Source organism: Pseudomonas sp. WS 5503 (assembly GCF_012985385.1).
Lineage (GTDB): Bacteria > Pseudomonadota > Gammaproteobacteria > Pseudomonadales > Pseudomonadaceae > Aquipseudomonas > Aquipseudomonas paracarnis.
This window is the reverse complement of the sequence record NZ_JAAQWI010000003.1, coordinates 481,888-506,850: the sequence shown is the minus strand read 5'-3', so window position 1 is coordinate 506,850 and position 24,963 is coordinate 481,888. Positions and strand designations below refer to the sequence as shown.

The following is a 24,963-nucleotide window of genomic DNA, read 5'->3' as shown; positions in this document are numbered from 1 at the left end:
AGGAGCAACCATCATGAAACGCCAATTACTCGCTACCGTTCTGTTATCTGTCCTGGCTTCCAGCGCTTTTGCCCTGCCAGCTGCCGAACAGGCCACCCCGCAGAACAAAGCTCAAGCCGTGCAAACCAGCCAAACCGTGGCTCGCAGCGGTTCGCAAGAAGACGAAAACCGTGATTACGCCAAAGGCGCGGTAGCTGAAAATGGCTACAACCGCCTGCAAGAAAAAGGTCTGGTCGAAGGCGGTGCTGAACAAGCCAACAAACGCGCCTACACCGAAGGCGTTGCTGAAGGCGGTGCCGACCGTCTGCAAGAACTGCATCAAGCACAGAGCTAAGCCTGTGGTGGCCCAGAAAAAAGCCCGATCTGCCGATCGGGCTTTTGCTTTTATATAGAACGCATCACGCCCCGCCCCTGCCAAGTTCGACGCCGGCAAAGCGCTTTTGCTAGAGTGCGTCGCTGTACTTGCCGACAAAGCTCATCCGCTCATGCTGCCCCGCGCCGAACAGAAGCAACAGACCCGCCTCGCCCTGATGGACGCAGCCCGCCATCTGATGGAGTGTGGCCGTGGGTTTGGCAGCCTGAGTTTGCGCGAAGTGGCCAAGACCGCGGGTATCGTGCCCACCGGTTTCTATCGCCATTTCGCCGACATGGACCAACTTGGGCTGGTACTGGTAAGCGAGGTCGGCCAGACCTTTCGCGCCACGATCCGCCTGGTGCGCCACAACGAATTCGTGATGGGCGGCATCATTGATGCCTCGGTGCGCATATTTCTCGATGTGGTTTCGGCCAACCGTTCTCAGTTCCTGTTCCTGGCTCGCGAACAGTACGGCGGCTGCCTGGCCGTGCGCCAAGCCATCGCCGCCCTGCGCGAAGACATCACTCGCGACCTGGCCGCCGACCTGACACTGATGCCCAAACTTCAGCACTTGGATGCCGAAGGTTTGCACGTGATGGCCGACCTGATCGTCAAGAGTGTGTTCGCCACCCTGCCCGACATCATCGACCCACCGGCCCACGCCTTGCCGGCCCACCTTACGCCCCAGGCGAAAATCACCCAGCAGCTGCGCTTTATCTTTATCGGCCTTAAACATTGGCAAGGGCTGGGCAGTACCGAGTAAGTCAATCAACCCGCCGTGTGGAACCGTTTGGCGGTGGTGTAGTGCTTGTTCCAGTAGCTATTGCTCAATGAATCGATACGGATGGTTTTGCCGGTACGCGGCGAATGGATGAATTTGCCCTGGCCGATATAAAGGCCGACATGGCTGACCTGACCCCGCCCGTTGCCTTTGAAAAACACTGCATCCCCTGGCTTTAAAGCACTGCGTTTGATGGTTGTCGCCGATGAACGGTGCATGGCGGCAGTGGTGCGGGGTAGCTGGATATTGGCTTGGGTCTTGAACAAGTACACCAGGAAGCTACTGCAATCGAAGCCCTGCTCTGCCGATGTGCCGCCCCACTTATAGGGCGTACCCAGCAACTCATGGGCGCGGTCAATGACATCGTCGATAGAGGCCGGCTTGATGCTTTGCAGCGAAGAGCTGAAGGTGGCGCGGGGTTGGAAATTGGCCTTTGCCGATGAAATAAAGCAGGTCAGGCTGACAAGGCATACACAAAAAATTGATCGAAGCATGATGAACGTCGCGGTGGAATTAAACAGGCCGCATAGCGTAAAGAACCCGCAGGTAATCTCATGAGCTCCAAATCCTGATGACTCGTAGGAAAAATCCTAAAAAACACCCACAAAGAAAAAGATGAAAGAAACTTCATCAAACTGAGCGGCGCCATCAACGCAGAATGCCCTTCCCCGGTGCTATAAACCTCGGCACGCACCAAATTGATACATGCGCGGAAATCATCCGACGCCCTATTGAGCAGCATGCCTGCCTGACTACAGGGAATTCCTACTCGATTCCGTGATTGGCAAGCCCCTTGCTCTAGGTCTTTCATCGCTCACAGTTGGAAGCTCTCTGATGCTGGTGATACACCGCCGAATCGCCCCCCAAGCCCTCTGGGCCGCCGAGTTGCTGCTCAACTTCGAAGCCCGCAGCAAAAGCCGCCTGCGCTGTTTCAGTGCCGACGGTGAAGACGTCGGCCTGTTTTTGGAGCGGGGCCAGCCGCCCTTGCACGATGGTGAATTCCTGCAGGCAGAAGACGGACGCGTCGTACGGGTATGCGCCCGCCCTGAACAACTGCTGCACGTCACCTGCCGCAACGCCTTCGAGCTCACCCGTGCCGCGTATCATCTGGGCAACCGCCATGTGGCCCTGCAAGTCGGTGACGGCTGGCTGCGCCTGCTCGATGACTACGTGCTCAAGGCCATGCTCGAGCAAATGGGTGCCGATGCGCAGACCCTAGAGGCGCCGTTTCAACCTGAGCACGGCGCCTATGGCGGCGGCCATCATCATTCACGGCATGGTGATGAAGACTTCAACTACGCGCCCAAGCTGCATCAGTTCGGCGTGCGTCTATGAACCCAGCCTGGGCGCTGCTGCGCCTGGCCAGTCCGCAACTGCCGATTGGCGGCTACAGCTATTCCCAAGGCCTGGAAATGGCGGTGGACAACGGCCGCGTGCAGGATGCCGCGAGCTCCCGGCGCTGGATCAGTGACCAGTTGCTGCTCAACCTGGCGCGTTTCGAAGCCCCGCTGCTGCTCGCCCACTGCCGCGCAGCCGTCGAACAGGACTGGGCCCAATTGGCGCAGTGGTGCGACGAGCATCGCGCCAGCCGTGAGACCCGGGAGCTGTATCAGGAGAGTCGTCAGATGGGCTATTCCCTGCAACAACTGCTCAACGGCTTGCCGGAACTGGACGACAGCGCCCGTGATTTTCTTGCACAACGCGACGAACCGCATCTGGCCCTGGGCTGGGCCTTGGCCGCGCGCGCCTGGCACATCAACCCCGGCGATGCTCTTGCCGCCTGGCTATGGAGCTGGCTGGAAAACCAACTGGCGGTACTGATGAAAACCCTGCCATTGGGCCAGCAAGCGGCCCAGCGGTTGACCAGCGAACTGCTGCCGCTGCTGCAACAAGCACAGCAGGATGCCGAACGCATTAACCCTAACCATTTGGGCAGCGCCGCTTTTGGCCTGTCCCTGGCGTGCATGGCCCACGAGCGCCAGTACAGCCGCCTGTTCCGTTCCTGATTCTGGAGAAGCACATGAACACACAACCCCTGCGCGTCGGTATCGGCGGCCCGGTAGGCTCGGGCAAGACCGCCCTGACCCTGGCCCTGTGCCTGGCGCTGCGCGATCGCTACAACCTGGCGGTGGTCACCAACGACATCTACACCCGTGAAGACGCCGACTTCCTGGTGCGTAACCAGGCCCTGGCGCCGGAGCGCATCATCGGCGTGGAAACCGGTGGCTGCCCACACACGGCGATTCGCGAAGATGCCTCGATCAACCTGGAGGCCGTGGACCAACTCAACCGCCGTTTTCCCGGCCTGGACCTGATTCTGGTGGAGTCCGGCGGCGACAACCTGTCGGCCACCTTCAGCCCGGAACTGTCGGACCTGACCATCTATGTGATTGATGTCTCTGCGGGCGACAAACTGCCGCGCAAGGGCGGGCCCGGTATTTGCAAATCCGACCTGCTGGTGATCAACAAGATTGACCTGGCCCCGCTGGTGGGTGCCTCGCTGGAACTGATGAACAGCGACACCCAGCGCATGCGCAACGGCAAACCCTTTGTGTTCAGCAACCAGAAGACCGGGGTCGGCCTGGACGACATCGTCGCCTTCATCGAACGCCAGGGCCTGCTGACCGCCGCCTGATCAACTTATAAGGAACCTGTCCGTGAGACTCAACAGACTTTTCGCCGCCGCCGCGCTGCTGCTCGCCCCTGCCTTGGCCTTCGCCCATCCGGGCCATGGCGACAATGGCCTGGTGGCCGGTATCAGCCACCCCTTGGGCGGCCTCGATCACTTGCTGGCCATGCTTGCGGTGGGCCTCTGGGCGGCCCAGCAAAAAGGCGCCGCGCGTTGGGCGCTGCCGTGCACCTTTGTCGGCACCATGCTGATCGGCGGGGTGTTGGGTTTCGAAGGGCTGCAATTGCCGGCGCTGGAAAGCGGGATTGCTGCATCGGTGCTGGCCTTGGGCCTGGCGGTAGCGTTGGCGGTCCGGCCGCCGCTGTTCGTGGCCGTGGGCGCCACGGCGTTGTTTGCGCTGTTTCACGGCGTGGCCCATGGCCTGGAACTGCCGGATATGACCAGCCCTTGGGCGTATGCGGCTGGGTTCGTGGGGGCAACAGCCGTGTTGCACGCTGCGGGTTATGCAGTGGTGCGCTTTTTGCCGGCAGCTGCGGCACCCTTGGTGCGAGTGGCCGGGGCTGCTTCGGCGGCGACTGGGGTGTGGTTGCTGGCGGGCTGAGGAAAAGATCGTTCCCACGCTCCGCGTGGGAATGCAGCCTAGGACGCTCTGCGTCCCAAAGCATGACGCAGAGCGTCATAAAATGCATTCCCACGCAGAGCGTGGGAACGATCAGCCTGCTACCATGCGCGCCTACACCCCTGCCGTGACGACGCCAGCCAATGCCCATCGCTTCCCCCTCTTCCCTGACGCCTGTGCTCACGCACTTCCATGACCTGATCGTGCCTCTCTGGCAAGGCCCGGGCTGGAATGCCGACCTGGCACTGCCCTTTGAGGCACTGGATGCCGATCACCAGCCACTGCCCCCCCAGCGCTATCGCGCCATGGCTTGCGCCCGGCAGTTGTACCTGTTCGCCAGCCTGATCGGCGAACCCGGCGCGGCTTTCGCCGAAGAACGTGCGGCGGCGCTGTTTCGCTCCCTGCAACGGCACTTTCATGATGCCGAACACGGTGGCTGGTTCTACAGCATCGACCCCGCCGGCCAGCCGCTGGACGAGCGCAAAGACCTCTACACCCACGCCTTCATTATCTTTGCCTGCGCCCATTACTGGGCCAAGGTGCGTGAGCCGTTGGTCGAGTCGGTACTCAACGCTGCCCTGGAAGTCGTCGCCCAACGCTTTGCCACCGGTGACGGCTTGTACGAGGCCGTACTGGAGCGCAACTGGGCCTCGCTCGACTCCGGCCCGTTGCAAAACCCGTTGATGCACCTGGCTGAAGGCTTCCTCGCCACCCTCGCGGTGCGTGAGGACGCCCAGGTACAAGCGGCCCTGCTGGCACTGGCGACGGCCATGCAGCAACGCTTCATCGACCGCGAGCACGGCGTGATGATGGAGAAACCTTTGGGCGCTGTGGATAACTGGTTTGAGCCGGGGCACCAGTTCGAATGGTTCTTTTTGCTGGAATCTTCAGCTGTGCTGCGCGGCACTGCACTGCATGAGTCGCTGACACGGGCATTTGCCTATGCCGAGCAAAAGGGTGTGGATAAGTTAAGCGGTGCGGTCAGCGGCATGCTGGCGCTGGATGGCACGGTGCGCGACGGTACCCAACGGATCTGGGCTCAGGCGGAGTACCTGCGGGCACTGACTTTGCGGCCAGGCAGCGAGGCGATGCTGCAGCGTCAGTTGCAGGCGCTGCAACAGCGCTTTTTGCATGCCAAGGGTTGGCATGAATGCCTGGATGGCGAGGGTAAGGTGAGCCGGCGGGATATGCCTTCGACTACGCCCTATCATTTGGCGACTTGCTATCAGGGTTTGGTCCAGTATCTGGGCTGACCTGCAGGGCTCCATCGCAGGCAAGCCAGCTCCCACAGTTGATTGTGTTCGCACATTTAAATGTGGGAGCTGGCTTGCCTGCGATAGCCTCACCTCGCTCTAACAGACTTTAGGCAATCCACTTGCGGTCGCCCGTAAAACTGATCGTCAACCACCGCGCCGCATCCGCCGCCCCCAGCCCTGTGGATATCTCTTCACGCAGCCCATCGAGGGTGGCGACGTTATCCACCGGGTAATCCGCTGGCAGCACCACATGAATCTCGATAAACCGCGCCCGCCCGTGCTTCTGCACATAGGACACGTAGTCGTCGAAACCATGCTTGGCCTGCGCCGCGTCCATCACCTCGCGGACCTTGTCGTCCAAGTGATCCGGCGCGATCCCCAACACTTCGCGCAGCGCCGGGCGCAGGATCTTGAACGCCGGCGCCAGCATGCTCAGGGCCAGCAGGATCAGGATCAACGGGTCCACGTAGACCGCCCACTCGCCATAGCCCTGGGACTTGAGCAACAGCGCCGCCAGGAAGCTGATCAGCAAGCCCACCGACAGCATCGCGTCCACCAGCCAGCTGATGTTGTCGAACTGGATCAATGACGATTTGAGTGTGCGATTGCGGTAGCGCACATAAAAGAAGTACGCGAACTCCACGACCGTAAATACCGCCGCATAAATGATCACCAGCCCCAACTCGATTTCGCGCCCGCCATTGATAATGCCGAACACGCCATTGAGGAACGCGTAGATGGCGATCAGCAGCAGGAAACTGCCTTCTATCAGCAGCACCATCGGCTCCAGGTGCCAATAGCCGAATTGGAAACGCTCGTTGCTTTTCTTGGCGATCAGCTTGGCCGTGATCAGCATCAGCACCTTGATGGCGGTGGCGATCAGCGAGAAAAAGCCGTCGAACAGAATGGATTGGGCGCCGGATATCACACCCGTGACAATCCCTGCGATCGCGACTGCGAACATCAGGATAGTCGATTGTTTGAGCAGTGCCTGCTCACCTCGGTTACTCACATTGCCTCCTGTCAAAACCTTTAAACCGCTGGGTGCGGTGGGGTTTTCAGGCGGGCAGTGTACCTTATGCCGCATTTTGACCGATTTGCCGCCACTGATCGTTCCCACGCTCCGCGTGGGAATGCATCGCGTGACGCTCTGCGTCACCAGCAGAAAGCGGGGCGCAGAGCGCCCCCGGCGGCATTACCACGCGGAGCGTGGGAACGATCAGCGTGTGTGGCGCAGGCGCTTAGCCCTTGGCCCCACGCTCAATCGCAAACCCAGCCCAGGTCTGGCTCACCGGCATCAGCTCCAGGCGGTTGATGTTCACGTGCGCCGGGGTGTTCATCACCCAGAAAATCGTATCGGCAATGTCCTGCGGCTGGATCGGCTCCGCACCTGCGTAGGTGGCGTCATAACGCGCCTGGTCACCGCCGAAGCGCACCAGGGAGAACTCGCTTTCACACAAGCCCGGCTCGATATTGGTCACGCGCACGCCGGTGCCTTGCAGGTCGCAGCGCAGGTTCAACGAAAACTGCTTCACGAACGCCTTGGAGCCGCCATATACATGGCTGCCCGGGTACGGGTAGTTACCGGCGATGGAGCCCAGGTTGATGATCCCGGCACCGCGGCCATGGGCAATCAGGCGCGGCAACAGCAGGTTAGTGGTGGTCAGCAGGCCCTTGATGTTGGTATCGACCATGGTTTCCCAATCGTCGAGGTCGCACTTGGGCGCAGGGTCGGTGCCCACGGCCAGGCCGGCGTTGTTGATCAGGCCGCGCAGCGTGGCGAACGACGCCGGCAGGTTGGCGATGGCCTCCTCCATGCCTTTGCGGTCGCGCACATCCACCACCAGGCCATGCACTTCGGTCTGCTTGGAAAGCTCTTCGACCAAGGCGTTCAAGCGCTCGGCACGACGACCAGTGAGCACCAGTTTCCAACCGGCCTCGGCAAAGCGACGGGCACAGGCTTCGCCGAAACCTGAAGTAGCGCCAGTGATAAACAGCGTGTCGGACATGGTGTTCTCCTTGCGGGCATCGGGGAAAAAAACAGCCAGCAGAATGCCCTTACGCCGCGTTTGCGGCAACCGCTGTGCACACACACGCATGCCTGACTGATCATTTTTTAACCAATCTTCGCAAAGCCGTATAAACCGTAGCTTGCAGCCATATACGCGCAGGTTATCCACAACTGCGCCCACAGTCTTTGGGGGCAAGTGCAAACGGCTCAAAGCCGCTGTGTACAAGGGTTGCAGGCGGTTTTATAAAGTTTTTTGCTTGACCTGGGCGAGCGCCTATGTAGCCGCTGACAAATGCAGAAAAACACAACGATGGCTCCAGGCCAGTCATTCCGGCCCCTGCGCAAGTCTTTCCAGAGTTTAGTCACAGACTTATCCACAGGCTGGAAGGACTTATTTCGTTCATATACCTGTGTCTTTAAACAGGTTGACAAACCCTTGAGACGGTCGCGAAAAATACCCTGATCGAAAAACAACCAACACGCTACAAGCCACGTGGTTAAAGGCTTTCAGCCAGCTACTCCCACGTTACCCACAGCCGGTTCCACAGTGGATGGGGACAAGTCAAAACTGTGACAAAACAGGGATTTGCGGCGGCTATATGTCGCGCTTTTGAGGTGGGCTGGATTTGTTTTCCACAATTTGGTGGAGGGCTTGTTGACACCGCAAAAACAAATGTGGGAACCGGCTTTGGGTGGGCGCTGGCTTGCCTGCGATGCGGCCACCTCGGTATGTCAGCTAAACCGAGGTGATGCTATCGCGGGCAAGCCCGGCTCCCACATAAGGCCCGGTTCCCACAGGGTTGATGCGCCTGGATCTTGGGTCAGTGACCGCCCAGGTAGGCGTTGCGCACTTCCTCGTTCACCAGCAACTCCTTGCCGGTGCCTGTCAGGCGAATCTCACCATTGACCATCACATACGCCCGGTCCGACAGGCGCAGCGCATGGTTGGCGTTCTGTTCCACCAGGAAAATGGTCATCCCGGTGGACGCCAGCTCGCGCAGGGTGGAAAAGATCTGCTTCACCACAATCGGCGCCAACCCCAAGCTTGGCTCATCGAGCAGCAACATCTTGGGCCGGCTCATCAGCGCACGGGCGATGGCGAGCATTTGTTGCTCACCACCGGACATGGTCATCGCCCGCTGGTTGCGTCGCTCCTTGAGCCTGGGGAACAGCTCGAACATGCGTTGCATGTCCTCGCTGGCGAACTTGTCGCCAATGGGGATGGTGCCCATCAGCAGGTTTTCCTCGACGGTCATGTCGGGGAACACCCGCCGCCCTTCCGGCGACTGCGCAATGCCGTTGGAAGCGATGTAGTGGGACGACTTGTGAGTAATGTCGACGCCGTTGTAGAGGATCTGTCCCGACTCGGCCCGAGGCTGACCGAAGATCGACATCAGCAACGTGGACTTACCCGCGCCATTGGAGCCGATCAGGCTGACGGTTTCGCCTTCGTTGATGTGCAGCGAGACTTTTTTCAGGGCCTGGATCGGGCCGTAGAACACGTCCAGGTCCTTCATTTCGAGGATAGGTGCGCTCATACCAGCTCCTCTTCGTCCGCGCCCAGGTAGGCGGCGATCACTTTCGGGTCGTTGCGGATCGCATCCGGGCCGCCTTCGGCGATCACGTTGCCGTGGTCCAGCACCACAATGTGGTCGGAAATACTCATCACCATGCCCATGTCGTGTTCGATCAGCACCACCGTAAGGTCGTGTTCGTCGCGCAGCAGGCGAATCATCGCGCTGAGGGCTTCGGTTTCCTGCGGGTTGAGGCCGGCTGCCGGTTCGTCCAGGCAGATGATCTGCGGCCGCGTGCACATGGCGCGGGCGATCTCCAGGCGGCGCTGCTGGCCGTAGGAGAGCTCGCCGGCCAGACGGTTGGCGCAGTCCACCAGGTCGACCACTTCCAGCCAGTAGAACGCGCAGTCCAGCGCATCGCTTTCGGCCTTGCGGTAGCCCTTGGTGTTGAGGATGCCGGCAAGCATGTTGCGGTTGACCCACATGTGCTGGGCCACCAGCAGGTTTTCCAGCACCGACATTTCCTTGAACAGGCGAATGTTCTGAAAGGTGCGAGCCAGCCCGGCACGGTTTACCAGGTGGGTGCCGCCGAACATCTTGTAGTACACGCGGCTGAGGAAGCTTTTGGGCGACACGAAGTCGGTGGCCTCAAAGCGCTCGCCGAGCAGTTGGATCACGTTGGTTTGCTTGCCGCGCACGTTGAGCTCGATCTTGCCGCCACTGGCTTTGTAGAAGCCGGTGAGGCAGTTGAACACCGTGGTCTTGCCGGCGCCGTTGGGGCCGATCAGGGCGAAGATCGAGTTGCGTTCAACCTTGAGGCTTACATCGCTCAAGGCTTTGATACCACCGAAGTGCATCATCAGGTGTTCGACGGACAGCACGACTTCCTTGCTCATGGCGCTACCCCTTTGCGTGGCGTCACACCGGTACGGCTAATCCGAATCAAGCCACGCGGTCGCCAGATCATCATCACCACCATCAACACCCCAAACAGCAGCACGCGGTACTCGGAAAAACTACGCAGCAGTTCCGGCGCCACGGTCAACACGAACGCTGCGATCACCACGCCAACCGTCGAGCCCATGCCGCCCAACACCACAATGGCGAGGATCAACGCCGACTCGAAGAAGGTAAACGACGACGGGTTGACGAAGCCCTGGTAGCTGGCAAAGAACACCCCGGCCAAACCGGCGGTGGACGCGCCGATGGTGAAGGCTGAGAGTTTGACCAGCACATGGTTCAGGCCCATGGAACGGCAGGCGATTTCATCTTCGCGCAGGGCTTCCCAGGCGCGGCCGACCGGCATGCGCGTCAGGCGATGCTTGATGTACAGCACGGCCAGCACCACCAGAAACAGCACGATGTAGATGAACATGAACTTGATGTTGGGGTTGTAATCGATGCCGAAAAACTCGTGAAACGGAATGCCGCCATCCTTCGCACGCTTGCCGAACTCCAGGCCCAGAAAGGTCGGTGACGGCACGGGCATACCGTTGGGGCCACCGGTGAACGACAGCCAGTTGTTGAGCACCAGGCGAATGATTTCACCAAAACCCAGGGTCACGATGGCCAGGTAGTCACCGTGCATTCGCAGCACCGGGAAGCCGAGTATGCAACCCGCCAACGCCGCCGCGATGGCCGCCAGTGGCAGGACCGTCCAGAAGCCCAGGCCCAGGTATTGATAACCCAGCGCCAGGCCGTAGGCACCGATGGCGTAGAAGGCCACATAACCCAGGTCGAGCAGGCCCGCCAGGCCCACCACGATGTTCAGGCCCAGGCCGAGCAACACGTAGATCAGCCCCAGGATCACCACGGTGAGCAGGTATTTGTTGGCGAAGATCGGAAACACGATGGCGATCACGATCAGCGCCGGGATGATCCAGCGCAGCCGCGACTTGTAATCCGGTGGCAGCACGTGCACGCCGGAGCCGCTGCTCTCGAACCCCTGCAGGATCTTCACGCCCTTGGGTGTTTGCAGGAACAGGCTGAGGGCAAAGCGCCCGGCCATTACGATGGCGACCAGCACGGCAACCCGCGCAGGTTCCAGGTTGAAGCTGTAGCCGTCGAGCACCACGCCGACAATCGGGCCGAACACGATCAGCGAAATCAGCCCCGCGAGTACCGTATCGACCACACTTTTCTTGATATCAATGGATTTGGCAGCAGACATGTTTACACCTTCGCCACGAGTGGGCGACCAAGCAGGCCCTGGGGACGGAAAATCAGAATCACCACCAGCAGGGAGAAACTGAACACGTCTTTGTAGTCAGAGTTGATCAACCCCGCGAACAGCGACTCGGAGATACCGAGGATGATCCCGCCCAGCATCGCCCCAGGCAGGGAGCCGATGCCGCCGAGTACCGCCGCGGTAAACGCCTTGATGCCGATGATGAAGCCGGCATAGAAGTCGAAGGTGCCGTAGTTGAGGGTGATGAGCACGCCGGCCAGGGCGGCCATGGCGGCACCGATGACAAACACGTAGGAGATCACGCGGTCGGTGTTGATGCCCAGGATCGAGGCCATCTTGCGGTCTTGCTGGGTAGCGCGGCACATGCGGCCGAGCTTGGTGTATTTGATGATGTAGGTGAGCAAGGCCATGCCGGCAAAAGCGGCGACCAGGATGAACACTTTGGTGTAGGTCAGTTGCACGAACCCGGTGCCGATATCGACGCGCCAGGCGCCGGCCAGCAGGGTGGGAATGCCTTGTTGCTTGGCGCCCTGGGCGATCTGCGCGTAGTTCTGCAGGATCAGGGAGATACCGATGGCGCTGATCAGCGGTGCCAGGCGGGTGGAGTTACGCAGGGGTTTGTAGGCGACACGCTCAATCACCCAACCGTACACGCCGGTGACGACCACGGTGAAGATCAAGGTACCGAGAATGAGCAGCGGGAAGGATTCGATGCCGAAGTAAGCCAGCAGTGCCAGACTGATCGCCGCGAGGTAAGCGGAAATCATATAAACCTCGCCGTGGGCGAAGTTGATCATGCCAATGATGCCATAGACCATTGTGTAGCCGATGGCGATCAGGCCATAGACCGACCCGAGGGTCAGGCCGTTGACCAGTTGCTGCAGGAAAATACCATCCATAACGCAATCTCACGCGGTGAGCACCTGCACACCGGTGGGTGTGCGGCGCTTCTGGAGGAAAAGACAGGTTTGTTGCAATGGAGCAGGCAACCACGCCCTCTGTGGGAGCTGGCTTATGTGGCGAGGGAGCTTGCTCCCGCTGGGCTGCGAAGCAGCCCCAAACTGGGCAATCGAGATACATCAGATGTATTTCGGTAAGCGGTTGGGAGTGCTACGCACTCCAGCGGGAGCAAGCTCCCTCGCCACAGCAAGCCCCCCTAACCTTAGGCCCGTGGTGCTTGTACTTACTTCTGCTTTTCCAGCTGATGGTATTTGCCGTCTTTGTCCCACTGGTAAACCACGTAGTCAGAGACTTTCAGGTCGCCCTTGGTATCCCAGGCTTTTTCGCCCATGACGGTTTTAACCGGGTTGGCCTTGAGCCACTTGGCAGCGTCTTCGCCCTTGTTGGACTTGGCACCGTTGAAGCCGGCGGCCAAGGCCTGGATCGAAGCGTAGGCGTACAGGGTGTAGCCTTCAGGCTCGGTGCCGTTCTTGCGGAACTCTTCCACGACCGTCTTGCTGTCCGGCAGCAGGCGCGGGTCGGCGCCGAAGGTCATGTACACGCCATCGACGTACTGCGCACCACCTGCGGTGGACACCAACTCGTCGGTGACCACGCCGTCATCGGACATGAACTTGACGTCTTTCAAGCCCGCTTCACGGATCTGGCGCACCAGTGGGCCGGCTTCCGGATGCAGGCCGCCGAAGTACACGACGTCGGCGCCCAGGGAGCGGATCTTGGTGACCAGGGCGCTGAAGTCTTTCTCGCCACGGGTCAGGCCCTCTTCCAGCACCGGCTTGACGCCGCGCTTGGTCAACTGGGCGGCGGTGGCGTCGGCCAGGCCTTTGCCGTAGGTGTCCTTGTCGTTGATCACCGCGACTTTCTTGCCCTTGAGCACGTCGACGATGTAGTCGCCGGCGACGATGCCTTGCTGGTCGTCACGCCCGCACATACGGAACATGGCGCCCAGGCCGCGTTCGGTCACTTGTGGGTTGGTGGAGCCTGGGGTGATGGCGATGATGCCTGCTTCGTCGTAAACCTCAGACGCCGGGATGGTGTTGGATGAGCAGAAGTGCCCGACCACACCGATCACTTTGTCCTGGTCGGCCAGGCGGTTGGCCACGGCCACGGCCTGCTTGGGCTCGCAGGCGTCATCGCCCGCCACCAGTTTGATCTGCTCGCCGTTGATGCCGCCGGCCTTGTTAATAACGTCGGCTGCCGCCTGGGCACCCTTCATGTACTGCTCACCGAAAGCGGCGTTGGCACCCGTCATCGGGCCCGCCACACCAATTTTCACATCAGCTTGAACAAACGTAGAAACACCCAGCGCCGCAGCAACGGCGAGGGCCAGAAAACCTTTCTTGTAAAACGTCTGGGACATGAGTGGTGCTCCGATATTTTTGATTTTTGGCACGACAACTTGCATTCAAACCTTTCACCGAAAGCTCAGAGCAAGCCGCGTGCCATTACTTTTTTATTCTTCAAAAAGACACGGTGTCATTGTTATTACAGGCGTTTCGACGCCTTTTGCCAGGACGTGCAACCGTCTAGCGTCTAGAGGTGCAACCAACACTTCAAAAAAGTACAACCCTGGCAGGTCGCACCTGCAACCACAGGCATAAACGACAGTTCCTGCAGCTGTAACAATGTGCGTAACGGAACTGCACATTTACAGTGCGTGATTGCTACGACTTGCACCAATACAGATGGGTAGCCTGCTAAGAAAACGCAGGCTTTTGAGGGGTATTTCGCTGATCAGATCACGATCCTCAGGCATTGCCCGGCGTGATAGAGCGAGAAGCCGGCTTCATACAGGCAGCTGCGCAAGCCCACCGCGGCCAAGGGTTGCATGGGCGTAAAAGGGATCGGCAAGGCTTGGGTGTCCTGGTGACACAGGTAGTCGGCAAACGCCTTGCCCACCACGCTGCCGGTGGTCACCCCGCGTCCGTTATAACCGGTAACCGCCACCAGGCCGGGGGCCGGTTCGAACAGGCGCATCAAGTGGTCGGGAGTGAATGCGATGCAGCCGGTCCAGGTGTATTCCCACTGCACCGGTTTGAGGTACGGGAAGTAGTGTTGCTGCACCCGATCGGCCCACGCCTTGAGGAACCACGCCGGTTTCTGGTTGCCGTTACCCAGGCTGCCCAGCAACAGGCGGCCATCGGCATCGCGGCGAATGCTGCTCAGGACCTGGCGCGTGTCCCACGAACCCTGGCCGCCGGGGAGGATCTGCTTGGCCGCGTCATCGGTCAGCGGCGCCGAGGCCACCTGATAGTAATAGCCGGGGAAGAAGTTACGCCGCAGTTCGGTCCATTCGCCTTCGGTGTAGGCGTTGGAGGCGATCACCACCTGCGCGGCCTGCACCGCGCCCTCGGCGGTCTGCACCGACCAATCGGCGCCTTGGCGTTCAAGCTGGGTGACCGGGGAATGATCGAACAACTGCCCGCCCAACGCTGCGGCGGCATTCGCCAACCCAGTGGTGTAGGCCATGGGGTTCAAGGTGCCGGCGCGCCGATCCAGCAACGCGGCGGCGATTTTCCGGGTACCGGTGGCCTGCTCGCAGGCCTGGCCGGTGAGTAACTCAACCGGTGCGCCACGGCGTTTCCACTGCTCCTCACGGCTGCGCAAATCCGCCTCGCCACGGGCGTTGTGCGCCATGTGCAAGGTGCCTTCACGGCGCAATTGGCAGTCGATGTTGTACTTGTCGATCAGGCTGAACACCAGGGACGGCGCCGCACCCAACATGCGGTTGAGTTGGCTGCCCACCGCCGTGCCGAAACCGGCCTCGATCTCGTCCGGTGGAATCCACAGGCCGGCGTTGACCAGCCCGACGTTGCGCCCCGAACCACCGTGGCCGGTGCGATGGGCCTCCAGTACGGCGACGCTTTTACCCTGTTCCAGCAAATGAATGGCCGCCGACAAACCGGTGATGCCGGCGCCGATCACGCACACATCCACCTTGACCGCGCCCTTGAGCGTGGCCCGGTCCGGCCGGCCTGGGGTGAGGTGTTCCCATAAACATGTTTCGCGCAGTGCCATTGCCAGACTCCGGGATGAATTCACCACCGCTCGTTCCCGCGCTCTGCGTGGGAATGTAGCCTTGGACGCTCCGCGTCCGCATTGTCGTGACGCGGAGCGTCACAGGATGCGTTCCCACGCAGAGCGTGGGAACGATCAGTATCACCTGTGGGGGCTGGCTTGCCTGCTCCCACATTGATCTCACTCCGACCTGAGGCTCAGTCGAACGTGATGCCTTGTGCCAACGGCAACTCCAGCGAGTAGTTCACGGTATTGGTCTGCCTGCGCATATACCCGCGCCACGCATCCGAGCCCGATTCACGCCCGCCGCCGGTTTCTTTTTCACCCCCGAACGCGCCACCGATCTCCGCGCCGCTCGGGCCGATGTTGACGTTGGCAATGCCACAGTCGCTGCCCACCGCCGACATGAACTGCTCGGCTTCACGCACGTCAGTGGTGAAGATGCAGGATGACAAGCCTTGTGGCACGGCGTTGTTCAGGCGCAGGGCTTCGGCGAAGTCGGTGTAGCCGACCACGTAAAGAATCGGCGCGAAGGTTTCGCTGCACACTACGTCGCTTTGCTCGGGCATTTCCACGATGGCCGGCGATACGTAGTAGGCGTTGGGGAATTTGTCTTGCAGTTGGCGCTTGCCGCCGAACACCTTGCCGCCTTCGCTCAAGGCTTGCTCAAGGGCGTCCTGCATGTTGTCGAAACTGTGCTTGTCGATCAGCGGGCCGATCAGATTGCCTTCCAGAGGGTGGCCGATGCGCACTTTCGAATAGGCGGCCTTGAGGCGGGTGACGATTTCTTCCTTGACCGACTCATGGGCGATCAGCCGGCGCAGGGTGGTGCAGCGTTGGCCGGCTGTGCCCACTGCGCTGAACAGGATAGCGCGTACGGCCATGTCCAGGTCGGCGCTTGGGCCGAGGATCATCGCGTTGTTGCCGCCCAGCTCAAGGATGCTGCGGGCGAAACGCGCGGCGACTTTGGGTGCCACTTCACGGCCCATACGCGTGCTGCCGGTGGCGCTGATCAGGGCAACGCGCGGGTCATCCACCAGCGCAGCGCCGGCGTCGCGGCCGCCGATGATCACTTGGCTGAGGTACTCGGGGGCACCGTCGAATTTTTTCAGTACGCGCTCGAACAAGGCCTGGCAGGCCAGTGCGGTGAGCGGGGTCTTTTCCGACGGTTTCCAGATCACCGCGTTGCCGCACACCAAGGCCAGCGCAGTGTTCCACGCCCACACAGCCACCGGGAAGTTGAAGGCGCTGATCACGCCGACCACGCCCAGCGGGTGCCAGGTTTCACGCATATGGTGGCCTGGGCGCTCGGAGGCGATGGTCAAGCCGTACAACTGGCGCGACAGGCCGACGGCGAAGTCGCAGATGTCGATCATTTCCTGCACTTCACCCAAGCCTTCCTGGGTGATCTTGCCGGCTTCCCAGGAAACGAGTTCGCCCAGGTCGGCCTTGTACTCGCGCAATACGTCGCCGAACTGGCGCACCAGCTCGCCACGTCGCGGCGCCGGCACTTTGCGCCAGGCTTCGAATGCATGCTCGGCGCGACTGACCTGTTGCTCCACCTCGGCGGCACCTTCCCAATGGACACTGCCGATACGGCTGCCATCAATCGGTGAATGCACAGGTTGTTTCCCCGCCTGGTACAGCGCCGGGTTTACCCCGAGACGATCAAGCAATGCGGCAACCATGGGTCGCTCCTTCAAATCTGCGTAGAAAAATCGCGCCGCTGCTTGCACGGCGATCCTGAGCCTATTTGTAGCTGGCCCAAGACTTGCCAACAAACGACGATTAGGCGAGATATCATTCCCTTTATTCATGCAAAGAATAAAAAGAGGCATGCCGTGCTGAACAAAAGATATTTGCCCTCGATCACCGCCCTGCAGTGTTTCGAAGCGGCCACCCGCCACCTGAGCTTCACCCGCGCCGCCGAGGAACTGAACCTCACCCAAAGCGCGGTGAGCAAACAAGTAGCGCAGCTGGAAGAGCTGTTACAACACTTGCTGTTTCGCCGCGTGCGCCGCCGCTTGCAGATGACCCCGGCGGGCGACCTGTACCTGGTGGAAGTGCGCAAGATCCTCACCCAAGTGGAAATGTCCACCCACTACCTGCGCTCCTACGGCGGTGAAACCGAAGTGCTGCGCGTGTCCACGCCCTACACTTTTGGCGCACGCTGGCTGGTGCCGCGCCTCAAGGGTTGGCGTTTGCGCCACCCGCAGATCCACCTGGACCTGTGCAACGAACAGGACCCGGACGAGTTACTGCAAGGCAAGGCCGACATGGCGTTCTATTTCGGCCAGGGCGCACGCCCCGGCACCGAGAGCCTGAAATTGTTCAGTGAAGAGCTGGTACCGGTGTGTTCGCCCGACAGCCTGCCCGCCCAGCCCTTCACCGACCCCACACAACTGAGCGAGCTGGTGCTGCTGCAAAACGCGTCACGGCCCCAAGGCTGGCATGACTGGTTCGCCAGCCAGGGTTTCCATACCGAGCACAGCTACCATGGGCCGCGGTTCGACACGTTTTATATGTGTATTCGTGCGGCGCAGGTGGGATGCGGCGTGGCGCTGTTGCCGCGTTTTCTGGTGGAGGAGGAATTGGCCGAGGGCAAGTTGGTGATCCCCTGGCAACATGCGATGCCGAGCCAGGATGCTTACTACCTGGCGTATCCTGAGCATTCGGCAGAGGTGCCCAAGGTGCGCGAGTTTGTGAAGTGGATGATGGAGCAGGTGCTTTAGCGCCTGGAGAATCGCCATCGCAGGCAAGCCAGCTCCCACCGTTTGGAATGCACTTCAAATGTGGGAGCTGGCTTGCCTGCAATGGCGCCAGTGGCCTTACTGAAAAAATCACTGGCAAAACCCCACAAGTCTATGCGCCACTAACCCCCTTCCTCAATTGTGCGTAAAGGCCGGCCTCCATCGCCGACCCGTCTGGAGATTCCCGTTATGAGCGAGAGTGTGTTTGCCGATCGCATCGTGCAGAACCTGCTCGACACCGACTTCTACAAGCTGACCATGATGCAGGCGGTGCTGCACAACTACCCGAACGTGGAAGTTGAATGGGAGTTTCGTTGCCGTAACAGTGAAGACCTGCGCCCTTACCTGGCGGAGATTCGTTACCAGATCGAGCGCCTCGCCGAGCTGAGCCTGAGCCCCGATCAATTGGGTTTCCTGGAACGCATCAGTTTTATGAAACCGGATTTTCTGCGCTTCCTCGGGCTGTTTCGCTTCAACCTGCGGTATGTGCAAACCGGCATCGAGAACGGCGAGTTGTTTATCCGCCTGCGCGGACCGTGGCTGCATGTGATCCTGTTTGAAGTGCCAATGCTGGCCATCGTCAGCGAGGTGCGTAACCGCTACCGCTACCAGACCGTGATCCTTGAACAGGCCCGCGAGCAGCTGTATCGCAAGTTCGACTGGTTGACCGCCAACGCCAGCAGCGATGAGCTGTCGGAGCTGCAAGTGGCGGACTTCGGCACGCGCCGGCGTTTTTCCTACCGGGTGCAGGAGGAAGTGGTCAGCGTGCTCAAGCACGATTTCCCTGGGCGCTTTGTCGGCACCAGCAACGTGCACCTGGCGCGCGAATTCGATATGAAGCCGCTGGGCACCATGGCCCATGAGTGGATCATGGCCCACCAGCAACTCGGCCCGCGCCTGATCGACAGCCAGATCGCCGCCCTTGATTGCTGGGTACGCGAGTACCGTGGCCTGCTGGGTATCGCCCTCACCGATTGCATCACTACCGACGCCTTCCTCGGCGACTTCGACTTGTACTTCGCCAAGCTGTTCGACGGCCTGCGCCATGACTCCGGTGATCCGATCCAGTGGGCAGAAAAAGCCATCGCTCACTACCACAAGCTGGGCATCGAACCGATGAGCAAGACCCTGGTGTTCTCCGACAGTCTGACATTGCCCAAAGCCTTGGAAATATTCCGGGCGTTGCGCGGTCGCATTAATGTGAGCTTTGGCATCGGCACCAACCTGACCTGTGATATTCCAGGGGTGGAACCGATGAGCATCGTGCTTAAAATGACCGCCTGCAATGGCCAGCCCGTCGCGAAGATCTCCGATGAAGCGGGCAAGACCCATTGCACCGACCCGAATTTTGTCGCCTATTTGCGTCACGTTTTCAAAGTACCTGCCCTATCCAGCAAGGAGTGAATCATGCAAGCCGTACAGCGTGAGATTGCACAACAGCTCAAGGTGCAAGCCCCGTTCAAGGACCAGGCCGCACTCGAAGCCGAGGTTGCCCGGCGCGTGGCCTTTATCCAGGACTGCCTGCGCAATTCCGGGCTCAAGACCCTGGTGCTCGGCATCAGTGGTGGTGTCGACTCCCTGACCGCAGGCCTCTTGGCCCAACGTGCGGTGCAGGAACTGCGCGCCAGCACCGGCGATGAGGCGTACCGCTTTATCGCCGTGCGCCTGCCCTACGAAACCCAGTTCGACGAGCACGACGCCCAGGCCTCGGTGGACTTTATCGAGCCGGATGAACGTCACACCGTGAACATCGGCCCGGCGGTTAAAGCCCTGGCCAATGAAGTGGCCGCCTTTGAAGGCAAGGCCGCGGCGTCCCGTGACTTCGTGCTGGGCAACACCAAGGCGCGCATGCGTATGGTGGCGCAGTACACCATCGCTGGCGCGGCCGGTGGCCTGGTGATCGGCACCGACCATGCGGCGGAAGCGGTGATGGGCTTCTATACCAAGTTCGGTGATGGCGCGTGCGATCTGGCACCGTTGAGCGGGCTGGTGAAGCATCAGGTGCGGGCCATTGCCCGTCACTTTGGTGCGCCGGAATCGTTGGTGGAGAAGGTGCCGACCGCTGACCTCGAAGACCTGTCGCCGGGCAAGCCGGACGAGGCGTCACATGGGGTGACCTATGCCGAGATCGATGCGTTCCTGCAGGGGGAGCCGGTGCGTGAGGAGGCGTTCAGGATTATCTGCGAGACCTATCGCAAGACTGAGCACAAGCGGGTGATGCCGTTTGCGCCTTGAGGTGAACCCGATGGTTTTGCATTGATTGTCAGATCGCCATCGCAGGCAAGCCAGCTCCCACACTTGACCGGATTCCAACATGGGAATGCGGTCGAATGTGGGAGCTGTCTTGCCTGCGATGAACGGTAACGCGGTCTTACTTCAGGACCACAGCACCTTTCATCATCGAGATGTGGCCTGGGAACGAGCAGAAGAAGCTGTATTTCTCATCGGCCTTCAGCTTGGAGACGTCGAAGGTCACCGAGTCTTTCTCGCCGGCACCGATGATCTTGGTGTGGGCGATGATGCGCTCATCACCGGCTTTCAGGTAATCCTTGTCGATCCCCGCAGCCATGCCGTCGGTTGCCACCGGTTGCATATTGGCTTCGGTAGTCAGCACCCAGTTATGGCCCATCACGTTCTTGGGCAGGTTACCCGAGTGAGTCAGCTCAACGGTGAACTGCTTGCAGCTCTTGTCGATGGTGATTTCTTTAGTGTTGAACGACATTTGGTCGGTGGAGTCGACAGTGACCTTGCACTCTGCAGCAAGCAACTGGCCGCTCGCCAGAGTCAGCAGGGAAACAGCAACGAGTTTGGCAAACATGTGAATCTCCAAGGCAGGGTTTTAAAAACGCGGATTGCGGTAAGGGTGCCTCAATCAGGCTTGAGTTCTTATGATCTGAATCAACAGATTGTATACAACTTTAGGCTATCAGCTTCATCAACACAATCAACCAGCCAAACTGCCGCACCCTGATTATGATCGGCCCATCACTCACGGGAGTTCATGCCATGCACCTCAATCACCTGTTCAACGGCCTCCTGGCTGCCTACGCCTGCGGTAAGTGAAAGCAAACGCCCCCCCGAAGCTGCTACCATGACGACCCGAGGCAGCTGCGCGCCGCCCACCCTCACCTTCGACCCTAGAGGATCGCCCATGGCCAAACCTAATTACTCCTTCGCCAAACGTCAGAGAGACTTGGCCAAGGAACAGAAGAAAGAGGAAAAGCTGCAACGCAAGAAAGCCGCTGCTGAGGAAGAAGCCGGCGCGCTGAACCCGGATGCCGAAGGTGAAGCGGCACCTGACGAGACCGAAACCCCGAAAGCTCCAACTGAATGATCGTTCCCACGCTCCGCGTGGGAATGCAGCCCCGGACGCTCCGCGTCCCGCACCAGGCTTGAAGCCAGCGCAAGGGTGACGCAGAGCGTCACAGCAGGCATTCCCACGCAGAGCGTGGGAATGATCGTTTTTCATTCCAGCGGCATCACCGTCACCCGCACCTCCGGGTCGTGGCTGCCTCCCCCCAGAATCACCCCACGCAACGGCGACACATCGGAGAAATCCCGGCCCCAGGCCAGGGTGATGTGCTCCAGCGCCGGCTGCACATTGTTGGTCGGGTCAAAATCCACCCAGCCTGATACCGGGCAAAACACCGAGACCCACGCATGGGACGCATCCGCGCCAATCAGCCGTGGCTGGCCGGGCGGTGGCTGGGTCAGCAGGTAGCCGCTGATATAGCGCGCCGCCAGGCCCCGCGAACGCAGGCAGGCAAGCATCAGGTGAGCGAAGTCCTGGCACACGCCGCGACGGCGCTCCAGCACTTCAACCAGCGGCGTGGCGACCTGGGTGGCTTCGGCATCGAAGGTAAATTCGCTGAAGATCTTCTCCATCAATACCTGCGTGCCCAGCAGTAAAGGCTCGCCGGGCGGGAAGCAGCTTTCGGAGAACTCGACGAAAGTTTTCTTCAGATGGACATAGGGCGACTCGAAGCGATAACGACAGGCTTCGATCAGTTCGGCGCTCAATGCCTGGCTGCTGTAAGTCAGGCTGTCGCGGGTGTGGTCCCAGGGCGGCGACCGCTGGAAGTCCAGAGCGGGTCGCGCCAGCACTTCCACGGTGAGCCCGGCGTTCACCAGCAATTCATCATGGGGCCGTTCGAACGCCAGGCGAGTGATCGGGTTGCCGAATACGTCCAGTTCGTCGCGGCGCGAGGTGGGTTCCGGGCTGATATCCAACTGCTGCCAGGTGCACTTCTGCCAGGCGCACGGCCTTGGCCAGAGGTGCGCCAGTTGCTGGGCCAGGGACACCGGGCTGTCATAGTGGTAATGGGTATCGTGGAAAATCTGGTAGCGCGCGCTCATTACACCGACACCGTTTGCTGGCTGACATCATCCACGTGGGCAAAATGGCGCAGCGCCAGGCGATCCGACACTTGCCCGCTTTCATCGGCCACCGCTTGCAACAGGTCGGCCAGGCCGTCCAGCGCGGCACGCACGCTGGTTTCGCCAAACAGGCCGTTCTCCAGGCAGCCCAGGTCAAAACGCGCCAGGCACTCGACCAAAGGCACCAGCCCGGTTTCACGGGGCACGCCAAAATCATCATTGAGACGGCGCAGGGTGCGGCTCACCAACTTGAGCTGGAACAGCACCGCATGGGGGTTCTGCTCGTCGAGCAGCAGCAGGTCGAGCACCGGGATCAACTGCGGCACCGCCAGGTAGCGCGAGCGGTAGGTGATACTGCTGTTGCCCAGCTCCAGCAACCATTCCAGCCCGGCCTGATCGAACACCGCCACGCCGCGCAGGAATGCCGCAAGGCTGCTGCTCAGAAATTGCAGACGCTCGATGCGCCGGCCCATCATCAAGAAGCGCCAGCCTTCATCGCGGGTCATGTCGTCCAGGGCAAAACCGGACAGTGCCGCCAGGGACATCACCAGGCGGTTGAGAAAGTCGAGCAGCTCGCCAAAGTCTGCAGTGTCGCTTTCCAGTTCCATGGCTTCGCGTTGCAGCTCCACCAGGGCCTGCCAGTTTTCCCTGGACAACTTGCCGCGCACCTGGGACGCCGCCCACTGCAGACGCTGCAGGTTGGCGCGCAGACTTGAAGGCCAGTCATCACCCAGCAAAGCGGCGAGCAGGCGCTCAGGCAGCTCGCCCTCCTCAGGCAACAGGCGCAGGCTTTCGCCCAGTTCGACGGCGGCCTGCAACGCCAGCGGATCGTCGCCATCGACATACCGCGCCAGCACAATGCGCAGCCAGCGCGCACTGTCGTCGCAGCGCTCGCAGTAACGACCGAACCAGAAGAGGTTTTCCACCACGCGCGAGGGCAGATAGGGATCGCGGCGCACCAGGTCATAGGCGCCAATGGTGCGTTGGGCGCGCCACTGCTCGCCACCCGGCACACGTTCGCCGAGTACCCAGGTGTCCTTGCTCGCCCCGCCGCGCTGCATCGACACCACCTCGGCATCGGCGTCGGCCGCCACGCGAGTCAGGCCGCCGGGCAGTACCCGATAACCGTCTTCACTGGCCACGGCGTAGACACGCATACCAATGGCACGGTGTTGCAGGTGGTCATCCACGGTGTGCCATACCGGCGCCTGAGACAGTTGCGCCAGCTCTTGAGCGACATAGGCATAGGGCCGCGCACGCATGCGTTCAGCCAGGGCCTGGCGCTGTTCGTCGTCAAGTTCGCGACCAAACACCGGGGCGAAACTTTGTGAGGGAAATGCCGGCTTGATCAGCAGCTCCGGGAGTTTTTCCAAGGCTTCGGCAAGCACCGGCGCTTCGCCGCACCACCAGGTGGCAATCGACGGCAGGATCAAGGCTTCACCGAACAAAAACTCGTTGATCTTGGGCAAAAAGCCCAGCAACCCCGGGGACTCCAGCACGCCGCTGCCCAAGGCATTGGCCACCAGCACATTGCCTTGGCGTACGGCGTCGAGCAGGCCCGGCACGCCGAGCGCGGAGTCGGTGCGCAACTCCAGCGGGTCGCAGAAATCATCATCAAGGCGACGCATGATCGCGTGCACCCGGCGCAGGCCGCTAAGGGTTTTCAGGAACACGGTGCTGTCGCGCACGGTGAGGTCGCCGCCCTCTACCAAGGGGTAGCCGAGCTGGCGCGCCAGGTACAGGTGTTCGAAATAGCTTTCGTTGAAACGCCCCGGCGTGAGCAGCACGATCAGTGGCGGCTGGTCATCGCCAGGGGCCTGACGCGCCAGGGTTTCCTGCAGCGTGCGAAAGAAACCGGTGAGGTGCTGCACCTGCATATCCCGGTACAGGTCCGGGAAGGCGCGGGACACGATGGTGCGGTTTTCCAGGGCGTAGCCGGCGCCCGATGGGGCTTGGGTACGGTCGGCGGTGACCCACCAGCGGCCGTCCGGCGTGCGCGCCAGGTCGACCGCGTACAGATGCAGGAACGCACCGTCGGGCGGCTGGATGCCCTGGCACGGCCACAGAAAATTGTTATGCCCGAACACCAGTTCGGCCGGCAGCAAGCCTTCCTTGATCAGGCGCTGCGGGCCATACAGGTCGGCCAGCACCGCATTGAGCAGGCGCGCACGCTGGGCGATGCCGGCCGACAGTTGCTGCCACTCCTCGGCCGCCAGCACATGAGGCAGCAGGTCCAGTTCCCAGGGGCGGTCGGCGCCCTTGGGGTCGGCGTAGACGTTATAGGTGACGCCGTTTTCCTGGATCTGACGCGTCAACAACGCCTGGCGCTGGGCCAGTTGTGCGGGCGTGCTGCGTTGCAGGTGATCGAACAAGCGTCGCCAATGGGCACGCACCGCGCCGCTGGCGTCCAGCAGTTCGTGATAGGTGCCCGCGGTGAGCGGGTAACGGTCGAGCAAGTCGGACATGGAACGCTCGGCAGAGGCAAGGGAAGTCAGGTTAACTCAA

At 60.8% G+C, this 24,963-nt stretch carries 24 protein-coding genes; 11 read left to right on the top strand and 13 right to left on the bottom strand.

Going from position 1 to position 24,963, the window contains the following annotated elements; all coding sequences use genetic code 11:
- Window positions 1–13: 13 nt before the first annotated feature.
- Both HBO10_RS11340 and HBO10_RS11335 read left to right on the top strand, forming a co-directional pair.
- Complete coding sequence (locus tag HBO10_RS11340; protein ID WP_003188116.1) at window positions 14–334, top strand: hypothetical protein; 321 nt, start codon at window positions 14–16, stop codon at window positions 332–334.
- 151 nt (window positions 335–485) lie between these two features.
- On the top strand, window positions 486–1,118 hold the full coding sequence (locus HBO10_RS11335) for a TetR family transcriptional regulator (protein ID WP_003188114.1): 633 nt from the start codon (window positions 486–488) through the stop codon (window positions 1,116–1,118).
- A 5-nt stretch (window positions 1,119–1,123) separates the two neighbouring features.
- Here the strand turns inward: HBO10_RS11335 and HBO10_RS11330 are convergent, their stop codons facing one another.
- On the bottom strand, window positions 1,124–1,630 hold the full coding sequence (locus HBO10_RS11330) for a C40 family peptidase (protein ID WP_034125672.1): 507 nt from the start codon (window positions 1,628–1,630) through the stop codon (window positions 1,124–1,126).
- 340 nt (window positions 1,631–1,970) lie between these two features.
- Here HBO10_RS11330 and ureE point away from each other — a divergent pair, with 340 nt between their 5' ends.
- From ureE to HBO10_RS11305, 5 genes are all read left to right on the top strand, one after another.
- Complete coding sequence (gene ureE / locus HBO10_RS11325) at window positions 1,971–2,471, top strand: urease accessory protein UreE (protein WP_034125671.1); 501 nt, start codon at window positions 1,971–1,973, stop codon at window positions 2,469–2,471.
- Window positions 2,468–3,142 carry an urease accessory protein UreF gene (locus HBO10_RS11320; protein ID WP_034125670.1) on the top strand — a complete coding sequence of 225 codons (675 nt, stop codon included), beginning with the start codon at window positions 2,468–2,470 and terminating at the stop codon, window positions 3,140–3,142. The genes ureE and HBO10_RS11320 overlap by 4 nt, the downstream gene beginning before the upstream one ends.
- Window positions 3,143–3,156: 14 nt before the next feature.
- On the top strand, window positions 3,157–3,771 hold the full coding sequence (gene ureG / locus HBO10_RS11315) for an urease accessory protein UreG (RefSeq protein ID WP_003188109.1): 615 nt from the start codon (window positions 3,157–3,159) through the stop codon (window positions 3,769–3,771).
- 22 nt (window positions 3,772–3,793) lie between these two features.
- Window positions 3,794–4,366 (top strand): HupE/UreJ family protein, encoded by a 573-nt coding sequence (locus HBO10_RS11310; RefSeq protein ID WP_034125669.1) that lies wholly within the window; start codon window positions 3,794–3,796, stop codon window positions 4,364–4,366.
- A gap of 161 nt (window positions 4,367–4,527) precedes the next feature.
- Window positions 4,528–5,637, top strand: a complete 1,110-nt coding sequence (locus tag HBO10_RS11305) for an AGE family epimerase/isomerase (RefSeq protein WP_034125668.1) — start codon at window positions 4,528–4,530, stop codon at window positions 5,635–5,637.
- 109 nt (window positions 5,638–5,746) lie between these two features.
- On the opposite strand, the gene HBO10_RS11300 is transcribed toward HBO10_RS11305, so the two are convergent.
- The 9 genes from HBO10_RS11300 to HBO10_RS11260 all read right to left on the bottom strand — a co-directional run bounded on the left by HBO10_RS11300 (window position 5,747) and on the right by HBO10_RS11260 (window position 17,019).
- Entirely contained in the window at window positions 5,747–6,652 is a 906-nt protein-coding gene (locus tag HBO10_RS11300) for a cation diffusion facilitator family transporter (protein ID WP_003188105.1), read from the bottom strand.
- Between the two features lie 229 nt (window positions 6,653–6,881).
- Complete coding sequence (locus HBO10_RS11295; RefSeq protein WP_034125868.1) at window positions 6,882–7,649, bottom strand: SDR family oxidoreductase; 768 nt, start codon at window positions 7,647–7,649, stop codon at window positions 6,882–6,884.
- Window positions 7,650–8,472: 823 nt separating this feature from the next.
- Window positions 8,473–9,189 (bottom strand): ABC transporter ATP-binding protein, encoded by a 717-nt coding sequence (locus tag HBO10_RS11290; protein ID WP_034125667.1) that lies wholly within the window; start codon window positions 9,187–9,189, stop codon window positions 8,473–8,475.
- Entirely contained in the window at window positions 9,186–10,061 is an 876-nt protein-coding gene (locus HBO10_RS11285) for an ATP-binding cassette domain-containing protein (RefSeq protein ID WP_005784285.1), read from the bottom strand. Before HBO10_RS11285 ends, HBO10_RS11290 begins: the two co-directional genes overlap by 4 nt.
- Window positions 10,058–11,335, bottom strand: a complete 1,278-nt coding sequence (gene livM, locus HBO10_RS11280; RefSeq protein WP_003188100.1) for a high-affinity branched-chain amino acid ABC transporter permease LivM — start codon at window positions 11,333–11,335, stop codon at window positions 10,058–10,060. Before livM ends, HBO10_RS11285 begins: the two co-directional genes overlap by 4 nt.
- A gap of 2 nt (window positions 11,336–11,337) precedes the next feature.
- Window positions 11,338–12,252 carry a branched-chain amino acid ABC transporter permease gene (locus HBO10_RS11275; protein WP_034125666.1) on the bottom strand — a complete coding sequence of 305 codons (915 nt, stop codon included), beginning with the start codon at window positions 12,250–12,252 and terminating at the stop codon, window positions 11,338–11,340.
- Between the two features lie 284 nt (window positions 12,253–12,536).
- Window positions 12,537–13,673, bottom strand: coding sequence for a branched-chain amino acid ABC transporter substrate-binding protein (locus HBO10_RS11270; RefSeq protein ID WP_034125665.1), 1,137 nt, complete (start codon window positions 13,671–13,673; stop codon window positions 12,537–12,539).
- A gap of 374 nt (window positions 13,674–14,047) precedes the next feature.
- A complete protein-coding gene (locus HBO10_RS11265; RefSeq protein ID WP_034125664.1) occupies window positions 14,048–15,331 on the bottom strand; it encodes an FAD-binding oxidoreductase in 1,284 nt (427 codons plus the stop codon).
- Window positions 15,332–15,528: 197 nt separating this feature from the next.
- On the bottom strand, window positions 15,529–17,019 hold the full coding sequence (locus HBO10_RS11260) for an aldehyde dehydrogenase family protein (RefSeq protein WP_019818294.1): 1,491 nt from the start codon (window positions 17,017–17,019) through the stop codon (window positions 15,529–15,531).
- Between the two features lie 153 nt (window positions 17,020–17,172).
- Here HBO10_RS11260 and HBO10_RS11255 point away from each other — a divergent pair, with 153 nt between their 5' ends.
- From HBO10_RS11255 to nadE, 3 genes are all read left to right on the top strand, one after another.
- Window positions 17,173–18,063, top strand: coding sequence for a LysR family transcriptional regulator (locus HBO10_RS11255; protein ID WP_034125663.1), 891 nt, complete (start codon window positions 17,173–17,175; stop codon window positions 18,061–18,063).
- A gap of 207 nt (window positions 18,064–18,270) precedes the next feature.
- A complete protein-coding gene (gene pncB, locus HBO10_RS11250) occupies window positions 18,271–19,485 on the top strand; it encodes a nicotinate phosphoribosyltransferase (protein ID WP_003188094.1) in 1,215 nt (404 codons plus the stop codon).
- A 3-nt stretch (window positions 19,486–19,488) separates the two neighbouring features.
- The gene (gene nadE, locus HBO10_RS11245; RefSeq protein ID WP_014716685.1) at window positions 19,489–20,316 is read left to right on the top strand and encodes an ammonia-dependent NAD(+) synthetase; all 828 of its coding nucleotides are present in this window, start codon (window positions 19,489–19,491) and stop codon (window positions 20,314–20,316) included.
- A 136-nt stretch (window positions 20,317–20,452) separates the two neighbouring features.
- On the opposite strand, the gene azu is transcribed toward nadE, so the two are convergent.
- Window positions 20,453–20,899, bottom strand: coding sequence for an azurin (azu, locus tag HBO10_RS11240; RefSeq protein WP_003188091.1), 447 nt, complete (start codon window positions 20,897–20,899; stop codon window positions 20,453–20,455).
- Between the two features lie 333 nt (window positions 20,900–21,232).
- Here azu and HBO10_RS11235 point away from each other — a divergent pair, with 333 nt between their 5' ends.
- Window positions 21,233–21,415, top strand: coding sequence for a hypothetical protein (locus HBO10_RS11235; protein WP_034125662.1), 183 nt, complete (start codon window positions 21,233–21,235; stop codon window positions 21,413–21,415).
- 131 nt (window positions 21,416–21,546) lie between these two features.
- Here the strand turns inward: HBO10_RS11235 and HBO10_RS11225 are convergent, their stop codons facing one another.
- Both HBO10_RS11225 and HBO10_RS11220 read right to left on the bottom strand, forming a co-directional pair.
- Window positions 21,547–22,437 (bottom strand): transglutaminase family protein, encoded by an 891-nt coding sequence (locus tag HBO10_RS11225; protein WP_034125661.1) that lies wholly within the window; start codon window positions 22,435–22,437, stop codon window positions 21,547–21,549.
- Window positions 22,437–24,923 carry a circularly permuted type 2 ATP-grasp protein gene (locus HBO10_RS11220; protein ID WP_034125660.1) on the bottom strand — a complete coding sequence of 829 codons (2,487 nt, stop codon included), beginning with the start codon at window positions 24,921–24,923 and terminating at the stop codon, window positions 22,437–22,439. Before HBO10_RS11220 ends, HBO10_RS11225 begins: the two co-directional genes overlap by 1 nt.
- Window positions 24,924–24,963: the final 40 nt, after the last annotated feature.

Excerpts from the sequence above, each read along its gene's own strand:
- livM (WP_003188100.1), bottom strand. The coding sequence starts at position 11,335 with ATGTCTGCTGCCAAATCCATTGATATCAAGAAAAGTGTGGTCGATACG.
- HBO10_RS11335 (WP_003188114.1), top strand. The coding sequence starts at position 486 with ATGCTGCCCCGCGCCGAACAGAAGCAACAGACCCGCCTCGCCCTGATG.
- HBO10_RS11340 (WP_003188116.1), top strand. The coding sequence starts at position 14 with ATGAAACGCCAATTACTCGCTACCGTTCTGTTATCTGTCCTGGCTTCC.
- HBO10_RS11290 (WP_034125667.1), bottom strand. The coding sequence starts at position 9,189 with ATGAGCGCACCTATCCTCGAAATGAAGGACCTGGACGTGTTCTACGGC.
- HBO10_RS11305 (WP_034125668.1), top strand. The coding sequence starts at position 4,528 with ATGCCCATCGCTTCCCCCTCTTCCCTGACGCCTGTGCTCACGCACTTC.
- HBO10_RS11285 (WP_005784285.1), bottom strand. The coding sequence starts at position 10,061 with ATGAGCAAGGAAGTCGTGCTGTCCGTCGAACACCTGATGATGCACTTC.
- HBO10_RS11295 (WP_034125868.1), bottom strand. The coding sequence starts at position 7,649 with ATGTCCGACACGCTGTTTATCACTGGCGCTACTTCAGGTTTCGGCGAA.
- HBO10_RS11225 (WP_034125661.1), bottom strand. The coding sequence starts at position 22,437 with ATGAGCGCGCGCTACCAGATTTTCCACGATACCCATTACCACTATGAC.
- HBO10_RS11270 (WP_034125665.1), bottom strand. The coding sequence starts at position 13,673 with ATGTCCCAGACGTTTTACAAGAAAGGTTTTCTGGCCCTCGCCGTTGCT.
- HBO10_RS11275 (WP_034125666.1), bottom strand. The coding sequence starts at position 12,252 with ATGGATGGTATTTTCCTGCAGCAACTGGTCAACGGCCTGACCCTCGGG.
- ureG (WP_003188109.1), top strand. The coding sequence starts at position 3,157 with ATGAACACACAACCCCTGCGCGTCGGTATCGGCGGCCCGGTAGGCTCG.
- HBO10_RS11235 (WP_034125662.1), top strand. The coding sequence starts at position 21,233 with ATGGCCAAACCTAATTACTCCTTCGCCAAACGTCAGAGAGACTTGGCC.
- HBO10_RS11265 (WP_034125664.1), bottom strand. The coding sequence starts at position 15,331 with ATGGCACTGCGCGAAACATGTTTATGGGAACACCTCACCCCAGGCCGG.
- pncB (WP_003188094.1), top strand. The coding sequence starts at position 18,271 with ATGAGCGAGAGTGTGTTTGCCGATCGCATCGTGCAGAACCTGCTCGAC.
- HBO10_RS11220 (WP_034125660.1), bottom strand. The coding sequence starts at position 24,923 with ATGTCCGACTTGCTCGACCGTTACCCGCTCACCGCGGGCACCTATCAC.
- azu (WP_003188091.1), bottom strand. The coding sequence starts at position 20,899 with ATGTTTGCCAAACTCGTTGCTGTTTCCCTGCTGACTCTGGCGAGCGGC.
- nadE (WP_014716685.1), top strand. The coding sequence starts at position 19,489 with ATGCAAGCCGTACAGCGTGAGATTGCACAACAGCTCAAGGTGCAAGCC.
- HBO10_RS11260 (WP_019818294.1), bottom strand. The coding sequence starts at position 17,019 with ATGGTTGCCGCATTGCTTGATCGTCTCGGGGTAAACCCGGCGCTGTAC.
- HBO10_RS11330 (WP_034125672.1), bottom strand. The coding sequence starts at position 1,630 with ATGCTTCGATCAATTTTTTGTGTATGCCTTGTCAGCCTGACCTGCTTT.
- ureE (WP_034125671.1), top strand. The coding sequence starts at position 1,971 with ATGCTGGTGATACACCGCCGAATCGCCCCCCAAGCCCTCTGGGCCGCC.
- HBO10_RS11320 (WP_034125670.1), top strand. The coding sequence starts at position 2,468 with ATGAACCCAGCCTGGGCGCTGCTGCGCCTGGCCAGTCCGCAACTGCCG.